The organism is Sphingobacterium siyangense (assembly GCF_007830445.1).
GTDB classification, from domain to species: domain Bacteria; phylum Bacteroidota; class Bacteroidia; order Sphingobacteriales; family Sphingobacteriaceae; genus Sphingobacterium; species Sphingobacterium siyangense.
Genome location: NZ_VLKR01000033.1, coordinates 43,562 through 62,009, shown reverse-complemented (window position 1 = coordinate 62,009; position 18,448 = coordinate 43,562). Strand labels below are relative to the sequence as shown.

At 36.7% G+C, this 18,448-nt stretch carries 15 protein-coding genes; 2 read left to right on the top strand and 13 right to left on the bottom strand.

Annotated features, from left to right (window positions below; genetic code table 11):
- Positions 1–439: 439 nt before the first annotated feature.
- The 8 genes from IQ31_RS22375 to IQ31_RS22340 all read right to left on the bottom strand — a co-directional run bounded on the left by IQ31_RS22375 (position 440) and on the right by IQ31_RS22340 (position 10,826).
- Positions 440–1,399 carry an FAD:protein FMN transferase gene (locus IQ31_RS22375; RefSeq protein WP_145330164.1) on the bottom strand — a complete coding sequence of 320 codons (960 nt, stop codon included), beginning with the start codon at positions 1,397–1,399 and terminating at the stop codon, positions 440–442.
- 10 nt (positions 1,400–1,409) lie between these two features.
- Positions 1,410–3,590, bottom strand: coding sequence for a PepSY domain-containing protein (locus tag IQ31_RS22370; protein ID WP_145330162.1), 2,181 nt, complete (start codon positions 3,588–3,590; stop codon positions 1,410–1,412).
- A 14-nt stretch (positions 3,591–3,604) separates the two neighbouring features.
- Positions 3,605–4,090: a DUF2271 domain-containing protein gene (locus IQ31_RS22365; protein WP_145330160.1), complete on the bottom strand. Its 486-nt coding sequence runs from the start codon at positions 4,088–4,090 to the stop codon at positions 3,605–3,607.
- Between the two features lie 6 nt (positions 4,091–4,096).
- Positions 4,097–5,635: an ankyrin repeat domain-containing protein gene (locus IQ31_RS22360; protein ID WP_145330158.1), complete on the bottom strand. Its 1,539-nt coding sequence runs from the start codon at positions 5,633–5,635 to the stop codon at positions 4,097–4,099.
- A gap of 50 nt (positions 5,636–5,685) precedes the next feature.
- Positions 5,686–5,949, bottom strand: coding sequence for a hypothetical protein (locus IQ31_RS22355; RefSeq protein WP_145330156.1), 264 nt, complete (start codon positions 5,947–5,949; stop codon positions 5,686–5,688).
- Positions 5,950–5,990: 41 nt separating this feature from the next.
- A complete protein-coding gene (locus tag IQ31_RS22350; protein WP_145330154.1) occupies positions 5,991–7,013 on the bottom strand; it encodes a YncE family protein in 1,023 nt (340 codons plus the stop codon).
- A 112-nt stretch (positions 7,014–7,125) separates the two neighbouring features.
- Positions 7,126–8,403, bottom strand: a complete 1,278-nt coding sequence (locus IQ31_RS22345) for a DUF4374 domain-containing protein (RefSeq protein ID WP_145330152.1) — start codon at positions 8,401–8,403, stop codon at positions 7,126–7,128.
- Positions 8,404–8,426: 23 nt separating this feature from the next.
- The gene (locus IQ31_RS22340; protein ID WP_158638956.1) at positions 8,427–10,826 is read right to left on the bottom strand and encodes a TonB-dependent receptor plug domain-containing protein; all 2,400 of its coding nucleotides are present in this window, start codon (positions 10,824–10,826) and stop codon (positions 8,427–8,429) included.
- 229 nt (positions 10,827–11,055) lie between these two features.
- On the opposite strand from IQ31_RS22340, the gene IQ31_RS22335 reads away from it, so the two are divergent.
- Entirely contained in the window at positions 11,056–11,991 is a 936-nt protein-coding gene (locus IQ31_RS22335; RefSeq protein WP_145330148.1) for a helix-turn-helix transcriptional regulator, read from the top strand.
- Positions 11,992–12,082: 91 nt separating this feature from the next.
- On the opposite strand, the gene IQ31_RS22330 is transcribed toward IQ31_RS22335, so the two are convergent.
- From IQ31_RS22330 to IQ31_RS22310, 5 genes are all read right to left on the bottom strand, one after another.
- Positions 12,083–12,811, bottom strand: coding sequence for a LytR/AlgR family response regulator transcription factor (locus tag IQ31_RS22330; protein WP_145330146.1), 729 nt, complete (start codon positions 12,809–12,811; stop codon positions 12,083–12,085).
- On the bottom strand, positions 12,808–13,863 hold the full coding sequence (locus IQ31_RS22325) for a sensor histidine kinase (protein WP_158638955.1): 1,056 nt from the start codon (positions 13,861–13,863) through the stop codon (positions 12,808–12,810). The genes IQ31_RS22330 and IQ31_RS22325 overlap by 4 nt, the downstream gene beginning before the upstream one ends.
- A 5-nt stretch (positions 13,864–13,868) precedes the next feature.
- A complete protein-coding gene (locus IQ31_RS22320) occupies positions 13,869–14,885 on the bottom strand; it encodes a YncE family protein (protein ID WP_145330141.1) in 1,017 nt (338 codons plus the stop codon).
- 12 nt (positions 14,886–14,897) lie between these two features.
- Positions 14,898–15,191, bottom strand: a complete 294-nt coding sequence (locus tag IQ31_RS22315) for a DUF3861 domain-containing protein (protein WP_145330139.1) — start codon at positions 15,189–15,191, stop codon at positions 14,898–14,900.
- A gap of 280 nt (positions 15,192–15,471) precedes the next feature.
- Positions 15,472–16,266 carry an AraC family transcriptional regulator gene (locus IQ31_RS22310; RefSeq protein WP_145330137.1) on the bottom strand — a complete coding sequence of 265 codons (795 nt, stop codon included), beginning with the start codon at positions 16,264–16,266 and terminating at the stop codon, positions 15,472–15,474.
- A gap of 1,569 nt (positions 16,267–17,835) precedes the next feature.
- Here IQ31_RS22310 and IQ31_RS22305 point away from each other — a divergent pair.
- The gene (locus IQ31_RS22305) at positions 17,836–18,447 is read left to right on the top strand and encodes a hypothetical protein (protein ID WP_145330135.1); all 612 of its coding nucleotides are present in this window, start codon (positions 17,836–17,838) and stop codon (positions 18,445–18,447) included.
- Position 18,448: the final 1 nt, after the last annotated feature.

The window sequence follows — 18,448 nt, the reverse complement described above, 5'->3', positions numbered from 1 at the left end:
CTCTTTGAAGCGTTCAAAGTCAAATTCCTCTTTTTCCATTTGCTGTGTCTAATATAAATATTCTTTATTTGACACAGTTTAATTTACACCCTCAAAATTCTTACAAAATAGCTTACCTCTTCAAATTTTTCCCATAACTTTAGTTCCAAAATTCTATCTGAATCTAATTTTTCCATTTTTGCCGGCTATTAAGAATACTCCGAATGACTAACTATAAATCAGGATTATTAAATATAAAAGTCAATAGCTTTGGCGTATCCTATAAAACTAGATAAAAGTAAAGTAATAACAATATTTTCAGTTACTTCTTAGCGGCTATTTTTAGTCCATATTTCTTTACTTTGGACCTAGTCATTCAAAGTTATTTAGACTGATGTAGCGAAAAATTCAAATGAATAGCTCGAGGTGGATATTTGATAAGCTTATAATCGAAGAGAAGCTATCTGCTATAGATAGTTTCTCCACCATCTGTAACCATAAAGCATTTATAATCTGGATACTTTTCAATTAATTCCAGTCCTTTCTTTTTCCCGAGAACCATTAGACTGGTACTAAATGCATTTGCTATTTCAGCATTAGGTCCAACAACAGTAACGCTACACAGTTCCGAGACGGGATAACCTGTCTTTGGATCAATAATATGCGAGTAACGTTTTTCACCGATCATAATAAAGTTTTGGTAGCTTCCTGATGTAGTAACCGCTTGGTCTTTTATCACGATTCTTTTGATTACCTCATCTGTTTTAAATGGATTTGCTATTCCGATGATCCAATCCCGTCCATTTGGTTGCTTTCCCCATACGCACATATCTCCTGAGGCATTTACGATACCTGCTTTAACACCCCTTCGCACCATAATATCTTTTCCCTTGTCCGCAGCATATCCTTTGCCAATAGATCCAAATCCGATCTTCATACCTTCAATTTTCAGAAAAATAGTGGATTGAAGACTGTCCAAAATAATATTTTGATAACCGATTTTCTCAACAGACTTTTTTATAAGTTCGGGCGTGGGCAGCTCACTCATGCTTCCATCAAAACGCCAGACTTTGTCAATGGAAGCGAAACTGATATCGAATGCACCTTGGCTCATCTTCGAATAGCGAATAGCCCTAGCGGTAAGTTCAAAAACTTCCTTACTCACTTTCGTAGGCTTTATGCCTGCATTTCTATTGACATCCGATATTTCTGATGTACTTTTCCATTCAGAGATTAAATTCTCTATCCTGAGGACTTCCGCAACGACAGTGTCGATATTGATCTCATTGCTTAAAGAATCATTGCCAACTACTGTAAAATCAAATTTACAACCCATCAGTGTTGCCGTCCTTTTAGTAACTACTTGTGCATCACAAAGGCTATGAAGTAGTAAAAATACGAGCAGTAAAATAAACCTCATATCTATTTAATTAATAACAATCAAAAAGAATTTTTGACTGTTCAATAAATTTATCATAGCCGCCAGGATGATTTACGGCACAGATTTCTTTTAAAATGCAGACTACATCTTGTTGCATGGCAAGAGAGCCGCAAAGCATAATCACACCTCCCCTATTTAATGAGTCCCAAATCCGAGCACTATTTTCCAATAGGTAATCACTCACATATCGTTGATCGCCCTCTCGGGACAAAGCGAGGCATAAGGCTTTTAAGTTGCCATTCTCTAGGTATGATTCAATATACGGACGGTATAAGTCGAATGAAGATTCTCTTCTGAAACCACAATACAAGTGGATGGGAATCTTTTTATAATTTTCGTTAATTATCCCTAAAAATGGAGCTATTCCTGTTCCGTTAGAAATAAGTATCAGTTCCCTGGCATATTTTGGAAAACGGAAATGATTATTTTTGATCAGTTTAGCATCTAATACATCTCCTTTATCGAGCTGATACAAAAAGTTAGAACCTAGACCGTGCTCATGTAATTTAATGCTTAATAGGATATGATCACCAATCTTTCCTATAGAATAAAGACGTTCTCGATGATCATTTCTGGGATAAATTGCCAGTAAATCTCCCGAGAAAACATCCTGAGACTCCAGCTTGACCATGAATACTTGCTCTGAATTTAGTGGAGTTCTCTCGACAACTGATAGCTTTTTCAATTTTTGGGAGTTCGGTGTTTGCAATTCTCTTGGAAGTAAAATGGGACAATCAATAAGCTGCGTCCAAGCTGTAAGCCAGTCTCCAAAATCTTGTGGCGATCTATCATTTACTTTATAAAGGGGTAACATTTCGGTAGCCCAAGACTGTTTCTTCAAAGCGTTATCCACATCATCCGCAAATTTGCAATACAATGGATAACTCCTGGAACCAAATCCCACAACAGCATATGTAACTTGATTAGCCTGTGCATATTTACTTAGTTTTTCAACAAATAGGTTTGCATTTGAAGGCGGCTCACCCTGACCGTATGTACTGGTCATAATGACAAAATGTTTTGCCTTAGGAAACAGATTAAACTTATTCATATCGGTAAGATAAGCCCTTTTACCTTGCTCAATTAGTCGTTTGTAGATAGAGCTTGCAAAATGAAAGGTCCCACCATTTTCAGATCCCACTAAAAAGATAATTTCCGCTTCCGTTTCTCTAAATACATTTTTGGTATTACCTTTCTTACGTTTTAAACTGATAGCGAAACCAGAGTAAATAAAAAACAGTATGTAACCCGAATTGACCGCAAGAATAAGTGCCCATATAATTCCAGCACGACCGGTATGCCAACGCAGACTTAAATCTGACATACGGTAGGCAGTCGAAAAATCCTGAACGGCTAACACTTCACCTGTAAATTGATTGAGATAAAATTCGCGATCTTTTAGCTTGACGTAATAGTAGTCTTCTGGAAACTCTGAAAATGGATATTGCAACTTTTTGAGATTTGCCAAGGTCAGATCTTTCCATGCGTCAAAATTAGCAACTTCTTTAAAAGGCTCTTCTTTAAGCGAGCTTTCATCGATACTGGAAATAATATTAGTCGCTTTGTATGTGAAACCAAAAATAGTCAAGTAAATTCCCGTAACAGAAAGTGCTAGAATAAAAAATAGAGAGAGTCTGCCCAGAACAACATGATAATAATGAAAAAGACCGGTTTTTTCCACGTTTGAGAAGAAACGCCGCCATCCATTCTGTCGTTGTACGACCAACAATATTCCCGAAACAGCTATTAATAAAAGTGCTCCAGCCGTAATGCACATAATAATACGCCCGGTATTATGTAAAAATAAGGATCGATGTACAACTGTCATCCACTGAAAAAAGGGTTGTTGTGCTTGAGGGGTTCCAAGAATCTCACCAGTTACAGCTGAAACGTATTTCTTCTGATCGACACCTTTAGCATCAGCGTACTTAACAATAACATTATCGTAATCATCCACCTCAATTTCCTGTATACCTTGAAATTTCTCCTTGAGCAATGGAATGGCATACGCTAAAGAAATAGTATCGGATCTGTCAACCTGGACGTTTTGGGATCGCATTAAAATTGGTTCGAACGCCAAGAAAAATCCAGAAATCGATGCTACAATTAATAATAAAAACGAAGATATAGCCAGTGTTAAGTGACTATACCTCCATACAGAAATGATCATGCAGTATTGAAAAATTAATTTGTGCTAAATCTCACATAACGTATATATCCCGTACCATCTGTCTTTTTTGAAAGCCCTTCGGTAGTCAAAGGTATTTCCGCGTCTTTCTGATGATAGGGATTGTGCTCAACAGCCGACTCAAAGCGAATTTTATAACCCGCATTGAGTTTCGAGTTATCGATGTTAATACTCATGACAGTGCGATCTCCACCAGAAATAGATGCGCCAGTAATCGCACTGATATCCGTAGGCTTTTTCTTAAAAGCCTTGTGCCAGGCTTTGAGATCCGGATACCATTTTTGATCGCTTCCTAGAATATAAAGTGTTTTTTCGTACTCATCGTTTTTATTCACAAGAGAAACCACAATATAAGATGCGGGACCAGAATAATTATTTAATTGAATCATGCACTTATACTTGGTACTGGACTGTGCTTTCACATGTATCACAGCGGATGCAACAGCAATAAAAATCAATACATATTTTAACTTTTGGATCATACGTCTCTATTTTAGAAAATCAACGGAAATATTAGCTTGTTTCAATAACTCATTTTCAGAAGCTAGATCATATGCTGTTTCTCCGAAAGAAGTCTGCAGTTCTTTTTTTGCACCGGCGGCAACTAAAACCTGGAGTACATCATCTTTTTTAGCCAGCATGGCGGCTTTATGCAATGCGGTCATCCCTTCAGCATTTTTCGCGTTGACATCTATTCCCAGAGTTGAGACCTTTTTAAGTAGATCTGGATCATTTTTGGTCACGGCCAAATGGTACAGAGTACTTCCATCAGCAGCAGAAGCAGCCACATTCAGTCCCTTTTCCTTTAGGAGATCCAGTTTGTTTCCTAAATCTATTGCTGGAGAAATTTTTGGAGCAGCACTTTGTCCGCCTCCGTTTCTTCCACCAAAACCACCTCTGCCGCCAGCACCACGGTATGCATCCACTGCAATATAAGCTAAATTGTGTCCATCGTTATGCTCAAGCTTTACATTTGCTCCGCTTTTTACTAATAATGATACTACTTCGGCCGTTGAACTTTTCACGGCATTCGTAAGTGCAGATTCTCCTTTATTATTGACAGCGTTGATATCTTTTACATTTGGCAATACCCCCTCAACAATTTCGGCACTTTTGATACCGGCGATTCCCATAAAAGCAGTGTTACCATTTCGGTCTTTCTGGTTAACGTCAACTCCTTTCTCTAAGAAATAAGCGATAATATCACTTTGGTCCTGCTTACCGGCGATAAGATGCAAAACATTTTGCCCTTGTTTATTAGTCGCTTTAGGATCCAGTTTTAGATCTTCAACAAGAAACTTGTAAATACCTATGGTGTTAGCGCTGCGGAAAGGTCCCTGGGCTGCAATTGTCAGCGAGTTATCTGTATACTTCGCACCTTTCTGTATCAGCTTCCTCAGAATATCCACATTCCCCAACTTAGCAGCATAGTCAACTATGGTAGCACCATTGTTATCTACTGAATGAAGTGAAACATCTTTAGAAACAAGATAATCCGTGATCGCTAAATCGTGATCTGCTGGAGCCGCCAACAATAAAATATTTGCTCCGCCCTTTTTCTCAAACTTTGTATTGACATCGAATCCATTTTTAACAAAAGCCTCCAATACGGGAAGTGTAGTTTTACCAACATAGGCCGAATAACTCAATGCTGTCTGATCATGGGCATCGGTAAAATTCATGTCGGAACCGCTCTTTATAAGACAATCGACCGCTTCGGCATTTCCTTTGGACGCGGCAGCATGTAAATAAGTACGCCCCTCGTGAATACCACGTTTGAAATCGACGCCAGGCTGGCCAGCAAGAAATTTGATCACATCAATGGGTGCATCATTGTTAATGGCTAAGCTCAGCGGATCATCACCAGCCATGACTTCTTTAAAATTAAAGGCTTTCTTTGAGAATTCAGATTTTACAGCCTCTATCGTTGGACTACCTGTCCAAAACTCTTTATTCAACAAAGTGCTTTCCTGTGCCTGTGCCTGCATTGCAAAGAACAATGACGCTGCAACAAATATTTTTTTCATTTTTTAAAATTGTGTTTAGATAACTGAGCTTGTTTCGCGGAAATTAGATACTACGTATTGTCTTGGGTCATTAAACGATAAGATACAGATCGGTTGCCTCGCGATTCCCTACGCAAAATTCCACATAAGGTCATAAAACGGAAGGTAGTACGTACAGTAGACCAGGAAACAGACCGATTCTCTCGTAATTTTATCCAAAAATCATCAATACTGTCAATGACCTCGACCTGACAAACAGCCTCGACGATCCATTTTTGCCTATCTGTAATAATGCATCCGCGATTTTTCATCGTCTCAATAATTTCCTCTTTCATAAATAATATTTTTTCCGCATTAGATAACCTTCACCAAAGAATCAATTCAATAAACTGATTTTGGTAACTATATCTCCGTTAGGATCATTAGACGCTTTTGGTTTTTCTCCTTTTTTTGGACGTCCACCTCCCTGCGCTTTGTTGCTGACAAAGGCATTCCCTTTGGGATCGACTACGACGGTATTGGGCAAAGAACCGCTCTCTACCGTAGCAAGGACAGTATAGTCTTTTGCGTTAATGACCGTGACATTGCCCGCAGCTCTGTTAGCTACAAAAACAGCGTCCTTTTGTGCGCTATAAACGATACCCAGAGCACCTTCACCCGCTGGAACAGTTTTCAGCAGCTCTCCATTTTCAGCATTTAGGTCGCTGACAGCCCCGGTCTGATGCGAGACAAATAAATGATTGCGTTTTGTATCCAAAGCTAGATTAATTGCCTTTTCGGCTCCAGTTGAAAAGCTATCAATTACAGCATCCGATTTTAGATTATAAAACACTACTTTACCCTTACTGATGGCATAAAGTCTATCGCGTGTTCCATCTACCGCTAATCCAGTAGCTCCTTTTATTCCATTCAGCATATGTGTGAACGTATTTGATTTACCATCAATTTCCCATACGCCAGCACCCACGTCAGAAACATAAATCTTATTGGTTTTCTCATTTACGACAGCCTCTCGAGTATGCCCTTTCTCCAGTCCGTTAGTAATCGAGGCCAGTGTTTTGCCTGTCTTTATGTCAATTGCAATCACAGCGGCTCCACGTGTAACTGTACCATAAATAATTTGTGTTTTTTGATTGATACCAAGACCAAAAGCACCGTTTTCGAGTGTAATGGAATCTTTAACCGCTAGTGTATTTGCATCTAAGGCATATATTGTTGGCTTTTCGGCATTTCCACGGGTTGTTGTTACATAAACCTGATTATTTTTTTCATTGTAGACGAGTTCGTACACCCCATCTCCTACTTTGGTAGATTTTCTCACAGCTTGTGCAGATGCATTGTGTCCAATAACTGTGAAAAGCAAACAACCTAGTGCAATTTTTATCATTTTGTACTCCATAGTTTCTTATATTTTTAAAATATTGATTCACGGTGGATTCAGTTATTATTCGTATTCTAAATTGCTCAAATATTATTGAGCAATTTAGAATAGTGCAAATACGTAAATAAAACTAATTTATATCTGCCTGAGGAGTCAATTTACCCAATCCAGGGATAGAAGTTGCATCAGAAATAGAGACACCTTTAGTTGCTTTAGCAGTTGCAGGGTCTACGACATAAACTGTTGGATACGCATCGGTTGTGACTACAGGAATATAGGCTTTTCCGTCTGCTGTAAATGGCCAGCCAACGCTAGATATTTTGTCAATAGCAGGGAAACCGTCTGTTATCATTTTGAACGATTTATCGCTCATTTTAACAACTCCATACTGTGTTGCGGTTCCTCCACTTGAAGCAGTTCCTGCGGTATTATACATTTCTAATAAAAAATAATCATCTTTGATATTCCAAACTTTGCGAAGTGCATAGCCTCCTGATGCTGCTGAAATATCAAAGAAATAGCTTGCATCAAAGGCTGCGGCTCCTTTTTTTATCAATAATGCACCGGAAGGTTTTACGCCTTGATAGCCTGAAGAGAACACATAAGTATTTCCTTCCTGGTCATTCGCCAATTGACCGTATCTTGCCGACCTAAATTGCCCACCCGTTGGACTTAGGCGACTATCTTCATATTTTGTCAAAATTTTCATCGACGCGTCAAATTTTGCGACATATATTTTATCTGTTGGAGGGGCTACAGCACTAGGCCCTGCCGCTAAATTGACCCCACTTAAGAAAGTTTCATTGCCGGCATCTGCTAAACCTACAAAACTTGCTGTAAAATCATTCACATAGTTTTCACCAAGTACTGGATATGGCGTGATCTGATTTTGATTCGAAATATTCACTGAATAAAATACCGATCCTTTTTTACCATCATTTGGAGCAGTCAATGTTTCTCCATTGGCAATAGCTACCAAGTAATGACTAAAAGAACCGATACTGTTGAACCCCTTATCCAATGTAAAGTCATCTATTTTCTTCAGTGCTCCCGATGCACTTAACTGAAACACCGAACCTGGAGCAGGGTTACCCTGACGATATTCTATGGCAAACAATGCACTTGTGCCATTATATCCCCATTGCGTAAAGCTTCCATTATATTCGATCGTACCGGGATATTTTGTGGTAATAACGGTATCTTTTGCAAGATCATCCAATGCCATAACATAGGTAAATCCATTATTCACACCCGCAAAGAAATATTTATCCTTGACAACAACTTCAGGATTCTCTGGATCAACTGGTGTAGGATCTGTATCATTAATATTATTATCCTTACTACAAGACGCTAAAGCCAGAAAGACCATAGCGAAGCTAAAAAACTTGGTTTTTGTTCTATTCATCATTATTTTATTAAAAATTATCTATTTTATTGATTTTTAGTTCTTTTCATTACATAGAAGCGTACCTTACCATAGATAGCACGCCCTGGTTTGAGCATTCCAAAATTGTCCGCCAATTCGGCACCGGTTAAATTCTGCACTTCAAGCGTAAAATTGTACTTTCCGTTTTTGACCATATAAGTAGCCCCAAAATCATGTGATATTTGTGTTGGAAGAGCATACTTTTCTCCTCCATTGACAGCATCACCTAAACTTTCAAAATTCAGATAAAACTTCCCAACATAATTAAAGGAGTAAGTCAGATTTAGTACATTATCCTTACCGCCTAGATGATGCAAATAATAACCCGCCTCAAGGTTGCCAAAATTGTAGGGGATGTTCGGCATATGATCTTTGTAAGTAGAATTCGCTACTGTACCAGAAGCAGCATCTCTCGTCTTTTCGTTATTGTACAGGTTCATAAAAGTATATGTTCCTCCAATAGTTGCTATATTCTTAAAGTAATAACGGGCTTCAAGATCGACTCCTATAGTTCGCGTCTTACCAAAATTGACAAGCTCTGTTAATTGCGATCGTGGCATAAATGTGGTCCTAATAAAATCTTTGGTATCTCTATAATAACCATTGACATCCACATAGATTACATGTGCATGACCAAATTCTTTATTCATGGTCACACCAAGATTATAGTTCATCGAACTCTCTGGTTTCAGGTCTGTATTACCGACTTCCTCCGTCTCATCTCCAAACAGGTCCCTATCAGAAGGTAAACGATATGCCCGCTCCCAAGATGCCTTGAACTGAAATTCCCTCCAGAAATAGGTACTGGCAATTCCATAACCGATTTTATTGTACGATACTGATTTTTCCTGATAATCCGGATGCGCTTCATCGCCATTATTATATGGTCCTCGAACCTTCTGTAAATAATTTTTACCAAAAGCATTTACGTTCCAACTGCGGCTATGACGATAACGATAGGATAAACCAAGTACATTTTTTGAACTATGTCTTTTTAGTTTTTCAAATTCACTGAGCGATTCTTCGGGCAGATCTGACACTAATTTTCTTACAAAACCGGTCTGGATATCATTCAGGGTAATGGCATGCTGATCATTAATTCGATAGCTTAAATTAGCCGTCCCAGAATAATTAGAATTATCTGAGTCTGAAAGGCCTGCAACACCACGCTCTCCTTTTGACACAGCAATGATGCGTTCCCCCAACCAGTTGTAAGAATAACTGGACGTATCTACTGTACTATTTCGACTAAAATTATAATTAGCGGTTACACGCGCCGTCAATCCCTTAATTAGCAGATCTCTTTTATAATATTCCATTGTAGGTTGTAATCCTTTTGATTTTTGAAACACGTCTCCGTAGACCGTTTCTATATTTCCGGGAGCATTCTGGATTTCTTTATAATCCTGACTCAATGTCGCTCCAATAAAAAATCGATCCGCCCAAGGTTTATTTACCCACCCAACTTTAGCAACTAAACCCTCATTGTGATAACCACCATGAAAACGCTTGAACCACATCGTATCGCGACTGGTATTTCCATTCGTTTTTAATCTGCTTTTTATTTTATAGCTATTATCCGAATAGTTTTGATATCCGTTTAGCTGAAATGAGAAACCTTTGGGAGTTGTGTGCCCCACGATAATATTGGTGCGATGTGTATTATATGTACCATACGAATAGGATGCATCTACAAAAGAATTCGTACTCTGATTAGTTACAATATTAATTACTCCCCCCAAAGCGTCAGATCCAAATTCAATGGGTATTACGCCTTTATAGATTTCAATACGTTCAGCAAGTGACACTGGAATATTATTGAGCTGGAAGGAGGAACTTGTACCCTGCATAGGCACACCGTCCATAAAAATCTTTATGTTACGCCCAGTGAATCCATTAATCGCGATATTAACATCCGACCCCAGACCTCCAGCCTGTCTTATTTTGACTCCCGAAGCTTTTGCCAAGAGATCTGTAAGGTTCATCGTCGAATTATATCTTGCTTTAGCATCCAACGCGACTACATTAAAAGGTGACTCTCGGACCTCCTGAATACCAGATTTGCCAGCAACGACGACTTGGTCCAATGTTGTATTCGGATCTGCATTTAAATCAAATTGTAGGTACTTATTTTCACCAATAGTCACTGTAGCAGACTCTTTATGAGCTAAGAATCCAACTTTAGAACCAATAATTTCATATTTTCCCGGCGCAACCACCAATATATAGTGTCCGTCTTTATCTGTTGAAGTACTATACGCCGTATTCTTAATATATACCGTCGCATCTGATAACGCTTTTCCATCCGCATTTTTAACATAACCGATTATCTTCACAGATGTATGATGTTGAGCTAATGCTTGTAGCGTAAAAAACAAAATAAATAGAAGTAGATATTTCCTCATTATATGACTTAGATTAATTAACATGGACCAATCTTTTGTAATACTATTGTTATTTAGACTAATTTCAAATTGAAGCAAATTTAAGAGATGACGACCTTCGCGGGATAACGGAAATGGGATTAAAAATCATGTTTTAGGGATTATAAGGATATTTTCGACCAAAGCTCAACCTAGATCGACGAAACTCTTTTTTACAAGATTTAGAGGCTGCAACTTTGCTTTGTTTAGAATGATTAAAAATAAAATGAAGAATTATATCAATATTCGTCTCTTAGCACAAGCTGATAATAGTAGACAAATAATGGAAATTACACTCCCTGTGAGAGGCAGTGATAGGGATGAAATAGTTTATAGCAAAAAGGAATTTAAAACTGATCTGGGTAAATTGTCGGTGAGAAGATGGGTTATGCCCGGATTATGCATATTAGAGGAAGAAAACTTATTTGCCACACAATTATACATAGATAAACCCTTTATATCAATAGTCTGTCAACGAGGTATAGTTAGGATCTCCAATAAGTTAACGACTCAGGCACAACAGTTAACTACACTGGAAACTAAGGCATCCCGCTGTACCGTTTTATTTTCTGTAGATTTTTTTACCAACCTTTTTGGAAAGGAACCTTGGATCAATAAGGATAATTTTTTTGAAAATCTGGTGAGCCACGCAAGCAATTCCTTTGAATATTTTCTTGAACCCAGCATAAAAAATATAATTGACAGCCTTTTATACGAAAATATTGATGGTCCGTTTAAAAGATATTATTTTGAGTTAAAAATAAAAGAACTTTTATATCTCTTGCTTCTACAGGCTCCCCTGAATTTTTCTGATTCAACAATTCCAAGCGAAGTTGAACAAAAATTAGCCATTGCAAAAGCCTATTTACTTACAAATTATCAACAATCTCCGACAATCAAACAGTTGTCAAGGTTGGTGCTATTAAATGATTTTAAACTTAAATATTTCTTCAAGTTAAAATTTGGAACAACGATAAAATCCTATATTATCCATCTTCGTATGCTAGAAGCAAAAGCCTTAGTATGCGATGGATATAGTGTAAACGATATTGCGGCACGATTGGGTTATAAAAATGTTTCTCATTTTATTCTCATTTTTAAAAGAACTTTCGATGTTACTCCTAAAGAAATGGCCAGAAAAAATTGAGCATGATTAGTAAATCACTTAAGTTACAACTATATACATCGGATAACTTGGCACCAAGAAATGATAAGGCAGTTGAGGAATTTAATCTCTCTTAAGTAAGCAACTTTTTAAAGATTGCGTGAAGTCCTTTTTTATACTGCTCCCCAATTGTTATTTCATAATCCTCAATCCATACACTATTGGTGGATAAAGACGTGACCGCATCCAATGCCACGATATACGACTTTTGAATCCGCCGGAATCTTTCTAACGGCAATTTCTGTTCAAGTGACTTCAATGTAGCTAACGTGACAATTGTTTTGTCAGAGGATTTCAAATGAATAGCAACATAATCTTTTAAGCCTTGAATAAATTTAATATCCTCCCATGCAATCTTTATTTGTTGATGATCAGATCTGACAAATAGTGCCCCCTCCCCGAGAAGATTAGGCAAGGCTGCAATTGTTGACTGGTAGTATTTAGAAGCTTTATCGACAACATTCAAAAATTCATGATATTCAAAGGGTTTTAATAAATAGCCTAAAGCTTCTACTTCATAGCTTTCGACAGCAAATTCATTATGCGCTGTAGTGAAAATAACTTTTGGCCGTTTGGATTCCTCCAATTCCTTAACAGATCGCGCGATTTCGATTCCATTAATGCCAGGCATATTTATATCCAAAAACAACAACTCAAATTCTATTTCAGAAATTCTATCGATAATGTCCTTTGTACTATTATAGGTAGAAATCAGCCGCAATGCTGGCGTATTTTCGATAAAGGAATTAAGGAGACCTAGTGCTAATGGTTCATCATCGATCGTCACACAATTTAATATCATGTCAGTTGGATTGCAAGTTTTAAATTATAGGTCCTGTTTACTTCGTCTACTTCAGTGATTATGTTATAACGCGATGCGTATAATAATTCTAGTCTCCTTTTTGCGTTACTCATTCCTACTCCTTTTATTTCAAGCTCCTCTAAGCTATTGGAAAATGTACCAATTTTATTTTTTGTTTTCAACGTTAGTATATCACCCTCCATTGCTATTTTGATGAATATAGTTGCATCATCATCAGTAATACCATGTTTAAAAACGTTTTCAATATATGAGATCAGAAGCATGGGTGCAATTTGAAAATCTCCAGTTTCTTCGGGGATCAACAATTCGATATGAATATTGTTATTTGTACGTAATCGCATAATAGACACATAGTCTTTTATAAATGCCAACTCATTTGCTAATGGGGTCAATGTATGTTTTACCTCGTAAAATTGATAGCGGAGCAACCGCGAAGTCTGCGCAAGCGCTTTTCGTGAAGCATCTGCATCTAAATAGCTAAGTGCATAAATGCTATTAAGGGTGTTAAAAAGAAAATGCGGATGGATTTGTGCTCTCAACGTGGTAAGTTCCATTTGAACTTGCTCGTGTTCCAAATGCACTAACCTTTTACTGTCTTTATTCCATTTAGTCATAATCGACATAGAGGTACTAATACCCAGCATGATCAAAGTTGTCCAAGTTGCAAAACGGTCAAGGTATAATCTATGCCAGATAGTAGGAATCTGTAAAAATGGTTCCTTGTTATGGAGATCAAGTAGCCGAGACACAAAAGACATAAAAAAAGAAGCAAATAGAACAAAACATACGATACTTATTACATACCATACATATCTCTTATTAAATAGAAAGTAGGGCACAAAATAATACGAATTCATATAATAAGCTATCACCATAATACAAAGGTGAATAACCTGCTTAATCAAAAATTCAGCGGGATAAGATATTTCCTTTTTTAATGTATAGGGGTATCCAAGCAAAGCAAATGCAAGCAATGTCCAGGAAAGTAGATGTACCAACACCCTTATATTATTAAATTTACTCACTTTCATGCTCATTATTTAAGAACCTCCACGGAAGTAACTCCGTCAGGCCTTGCTATATTAATTCTCTTAATTTCCTGCCGAGTCTTTAGGTCTATTACAGCAATATAATTGTCTGGGGTACAAGAGATGAACATACGTTCTTGTTCAGGATCCATATAGATACCTGCACCTCTACCAATTTTTTGTTTTTGCTCAAGTTGCAATGTGGTCCGATTATAAAAAAGTAGATCGCCTGTTTTAACACTCACAATACATACTGTATTTCCATCGGGTGTTATTTTGAGACGATGTAAGCCCAATACACCACTATTTATATCATGCTTGATAAGCTTTTTCTCCAAATCCACCACGATGATATGACCATCTGGACGAGCTGTCCACAATTCTTTGCCGTCTCTGGAAACATCAAACCCCTCCGCGCCGATACCAACCTGTATGAGATCTTGCCGCCACTCCTTCCGTATTTTTGCATTGGGAGGCAAGACTCCTGTTGGAGGCATATAGGGAGGAATATCCCTTTTTTCATAAACACTGACTGTTCCGGATTCAACATTGGTTGTATAGAATGCTAAACCGTCATTCCGAACGGATATCAAGTGAGTAAAGTCTTGACCGGTTCCAAATACTTGTTCAACTCGATCCGTCTTTAAATCCAATAAGACCACTGCTTTCGATCCCTGTACTGTAACCCAGAGCTTATTAGACTGATAGGATAAGCCGTGAGGTGTATAAAAAGGCTTTGTATCTATTGTCCTTTTTAAATTTAAGTTTTTCAGATCGACCACATTAATTTTGGTTCCGATCCCTGTCAGAATCGGATGTGAAATATAGGCTTCAGTTCCTTCGCTATTGGTTACGATCTCATGGGGATCTGTACTGAGGGGGATTGATTTTATAGCCTTGAGCGTTTGATAATCCAAAACAACCAATGAACTATCTCCCTTCGATAGAGCCAGGATATACTGCTTCTTTTGAGCAAATAGGATGTTTGACCAGAAGAAGAAAAATAAAAACAAAGAATTATACATGATCGTATTTTATTACTTAGATTTTATTTTATTCATCAATTGCTGGAATGCAGGAATAAAATCCTCAAACAAAGAATTATCTTTATTTCTCAGCATTACCTCACTAAATAGCTTCAATCCCAACGCAAACTCTACATTGTCTTGTTGTGTAGGAAAATTATTCCTTTGTATTGACATTTCAATAATTTTAAAAATGTCATCGTGATTTTGGAATTCGAACGTCAAGGGTTCCTGCTCCAATATTTCCCCTTTGTTATTCTTTAAATATTCCAATTGAATTTTATATTGGTGGGATTTCTTTTCCATTTTAAATCTTATTTTTTGATTCTCCATTAACTAAATCATATCTTAACGCTGATCTAAATAGCCTCCTTAAAGCTTGTCGCCATGATTATTTTGAATTTAAAAAAAGTATTCTCATTTAATCCTGAATATAAAACAAAGGATGGATATTTTTACTTTAATTTGAAATCTACCGATTAATTATATCAATTTGAAATTATCAAATGAAATCATTGGTAACAAATTTTTGTTCAGATAATCAGGAATCCTTAATTTACTATAAAATTTTAAAGAATGCATAATATTATTTGATTACCATTAATCTATACTCAGATGGACTCAAATTAGTTAACTGCTTAAAAGCAACGCTAAATGCAGAATTATTAGAAAATCCCACAGAATATGAGATACTGCTTATGTTTAATTGCGTGTCAGCTAACAGATGTAATGCCTTAATAATTCTTGCCATCTTAACGTATTGTATGACAGAAATACCGAGAATGTCTTTAAAAAGCCTTGTTAGACTTCTCTCACTCAGTGCGAAAGCTCGAGATGTATGATGCAATGTTAAAGGTTCATGTAAATTATTCCAAATGAACTCCAGTATAGGTGATACTTTGTGATTTTCTGTTGTGGGAAGCTGTAAGTTAAAGCTCGGAAGTTCTTCATGCGGTAGCATGTGTTTTAAGGCAGACATAAACTCATATTCCCAAGCCCCCTTAAAATAGTGTCCTTGCCAATCCTTGGTGAATTTTAACATTTCAGTTAGAAGACTACTTACAGGGTAGATACCAAGCTCTGCATAAAAAGGGGACCGGTAGTGATCTTCGTCTGGGAAGTATATGTTGATAAGTTCTAGATTATTTGCCGTAAATTTTAAGTTATGAAAAAAATTCTTAGGTATCCAAATGAAATGGTTAATAGGGATATAATAGTCTTTTTCCTTTGTCTGCAGAATAGCAAGACCTCCAGTTATAAGCAGCAGCTGTGCTTTTTTATGACTGTGCATCTGAAACCTTTGTTCAATTTGCTGTCGTAATACGAATATAGATTCTACATAAGTATCAATTCCATATTTATATTCAATTTCAATAGCCATAATTTCAAAAACAAACAAAAATAAGATTTTTGACGATTAAATATTACAATTATTTCACTTCGAAACTTATCTACTAAATTTTATTAGACTATTTCAGTACCGTTAGGTACATATAAGTCCCTATCTCTGGCTACTTTTACGCGGCTTTTTTTGTTACTCTTCACATTGACCGTTCATGTTTATTATTTTCGTGTATTTTGTCTGAAATAGACGGATCATCGACCTATCCCTACAGATCAATCTTGACGTAAATTTGGCCGTATGAAATTCAGCAGATTGGACATGTTCCACATATTTTTCATTTGAAGAGTAATATTCCGATCGGAGCTGTCGAAATCCAGATGTAAACGGCATTCTCGCAAGTGGCAACAAAACTTGTGAAAATCAACTGCTACTTGAGGTATTTAGAGAATATCACAATCTCCCAGCAGTGTATGTAAATTGCCGCTACCGTGGCCGCTTTCCTTTGAAAATGTTTGGTCAAAGAGTTATACTCCACATTTTTTATACTATTCCAAACTTTGGCAGGACGCACCTTATTATCTTCGTACTGAGCTCTTGCAGACTCCATCCAAGACAATAACTGGTCTGCAATCACCCGTTCATCGCTTTGCCGACACTTCAGTACTATATATTTCATATTGTATTTCTCCTTAATACGAAAAAGCCCCTACTGTCCAAAACGTATATCCAGACACAATCCTGTGGAAAAGATAGAGTCTTTGTCATGGTGGATTCATGTGTTTTGTCATCGCTAATATGCACGAATCTTAGAACACAACCATCGTAATCCAAATCTTTACCTAAATATTAGGCACTTCATAACCTAATCCTATCATTCTTGGACAGGCAAAACGGGGTCACAGAGACATCTTAGAAATTTAACATACGTAGTTCTGAACGAAGATGCGTATGCTTCTTTCAGTGTGTGTTTAATAACCCCACATACTGATCACGAAACAATTTGCGGTCCCGACAAGAATTCACATAAGACATATTGGCCTTGCTTGCCACCGTACTTATACCCATGTGGCACTTATCCGAATGATGCTTGCGAATAAAAAATTGAAACGATCGCGATCGATAAGCGAGAGAATATGAGAAAATAGGTTTATATCCATCATGTGGTGATCTGTTTTAGCGAACTCAATATAGAATTCCTTGCTATATCGTTCACAGCCACTTTTTAAATCATATTTAAGACCTTACTGAGACTATTTATCAAACTTCTAAAACTATGCATCAAAAATAAATTTTCCACTATTGTATTTTGGCTAGATTTCATAAAACTATGTCCATATATTAAAAAAGTACTTCGCATCGCTCATTTACTTTTGCAAGTATAAAATAGGAGTTTCTTATTTAATTTTTTCAGGGATAATACTGTTGGTTCTATAAGTTAATAAATATTTATTGAGGGACACATTTGAGACTGAATTTAGTACGTGAGAACAGAAACTTAAATCCTATTGCAAAAATATCTTTTTAATATCTTAATTGGATGAAATAATGCTTAGAGTAAAATTGGATGCATTTCATTTACACAATACTGTAATGAACCGAACTAATATGATAGGTAAGGATTTTTACAGTGGAATAAAAAGTAACTCGCCTATAAACAAGTGGGGCGGTTACGACTCTTGGATAGAAGAGGAAAAGGATTTTTCATGCTTATTTAAATTAAAAAATAGCAATCTTGCTAATACTATAAATATTCGTGAAAATGGGACCTTCAATTTAAAAACTATTCTTAAAAGGCCATGTCAAGATGTGCATGAATATATAAATAGACCTATTTACGCTGGTGAAATGGCCAGAATTTCATTTAAAAAACAACACATAGTTTGGTCTAGTGAACTAATAATTTTCCTGCTTGATAAAAGTAAATTAAAATGGATTTCACTTAACCTGAAAAAAAAACAAATAATTAAGATCAGCATCGATAGGAAAAAATTCATAAAAATTGATGCTTTTCTAAGATTAACTTTTAGCCGATATATTGAACCCTGCCCCCTAACAACTGAATCATGGTATTCACAGTTTTTCACCATTAAAAGTTACGAAAGTTTTCTCCAGGTTCTTCACCTAATCTCCGAAAGAATTAAATATACTACAGATAAAGATATTACAGATATACTTTACACAGGAATAAATTCATATGCTAATTTAACAACTTATTAAT

Excerpts from the sequence above, each read along its gene's own strand:
- IQ31_RS22375 (WP_145330164.1), bottom strand. The coding sequence starts at position 1,399 with ATGAGGTTTATTTTACTGCTCGTATTTTTACTACTTCATAGCCTTTGT.
- IQ31_RS22370 (WP_145330162.1), bottom strand. The coding sequence starts at position 3,590 with ATGATCATTTCTGTATGGAGGTATAGTCACTTAACACTGGCTATATCT.
- IQ31_RS22365 (WP_145330160.1), bottom strand. The coding sequence starts at position 4,090 with ATGATCCAAAAGTTAAAATATGTATTGATTTTTATTGCTGTTGCATCC.
- IQ31_RS22360 (WP_145330158.1), bottom strand. The coding sequence starts at position 5,635 with ATGAAAAAAATATTTGTTGCAGCGTCATTGTTCTTTGCAATGCAGGCA.
- IQ31_RS22355 (WP_145330156.1), bottom strand. The coding sequence starts at position 5,949 with ATGAAAGAGGAAATTATTGAGACGATGAAAAATCGCGGATGCATTATT.
- IQ31_RS22350 (WP_145330154.1), bottom strand. The coding sequence starts at position 7,013 with ATGGAGTACAAAATGATAAAAATTGCACTAGGTTGTTTGCTTTTCACA.
- IQ31_RS22345 (WP_145330152.1), bottom strand. The coding sequence starts at position 8,403 with ATGATGAATAGAACAAAAACCAAGTTTTTTAGCTTCGCTATGGTCTTT.
- IQ31_RS22340 (WP_158638956.1), bottom strand. The coding sequence starts at position 10,826 with ATGAGGAAATATCTACTTCTATTTATTTTGTTTTTTACGCTACAAGCA.
- IQ31_RS22335 (WP_145330148.1), top strand. The coding sequence starts at position 11,056 with ATGATTAAAAATAAAATGAAGAATTATATCAATATTCGTCTCTTAGCA.
- IQ31_RS22330 (WP_145330146.1), bottom strand. The coding sequence starts at position 12,811 with ATGATATTAAATTGTGTGACGATCGATGATGAACCATTAGCACTAGGT.
- IQ31_RS22325 (WP_158638955.1), bottom strand. The coding sequence starts at position 13,863 with ATGAAAGTGAGTAAATTTAATAATATAAGGGTGTTGGTACATCTACTT.
- IQ31_RS22320 (WP_145330141.1), bottom strand. The coding sequence starts at position 14,885 with ATGTATAATTCTTTGTTTTTATTTTTCTTCTTCTGGTCAAACATCCTA.
- IQ31_RS22315 (WP_145330139.1), bottom strand. The coding sequence starts at position 15,191 with ATGGAAAAGAAATCCCACCAATATAAAATTCAATTGGAATATTTAAAG.
- IQ31_RS22310 (WP_145330137.1), bottom strand. The coding sequence starts at position 16,266 with ATGGCTATTGAAATTGAATATAAATATGGAATTGATACTTATGTAGAA.
- IQ31_RS22305 (WP_145330135.1), top strand. The coding sequence starts at position 17,836 with ATGATAGGTAAGGATTTTTACAGTGGAATAAAAAGTAACTCGCCTATA.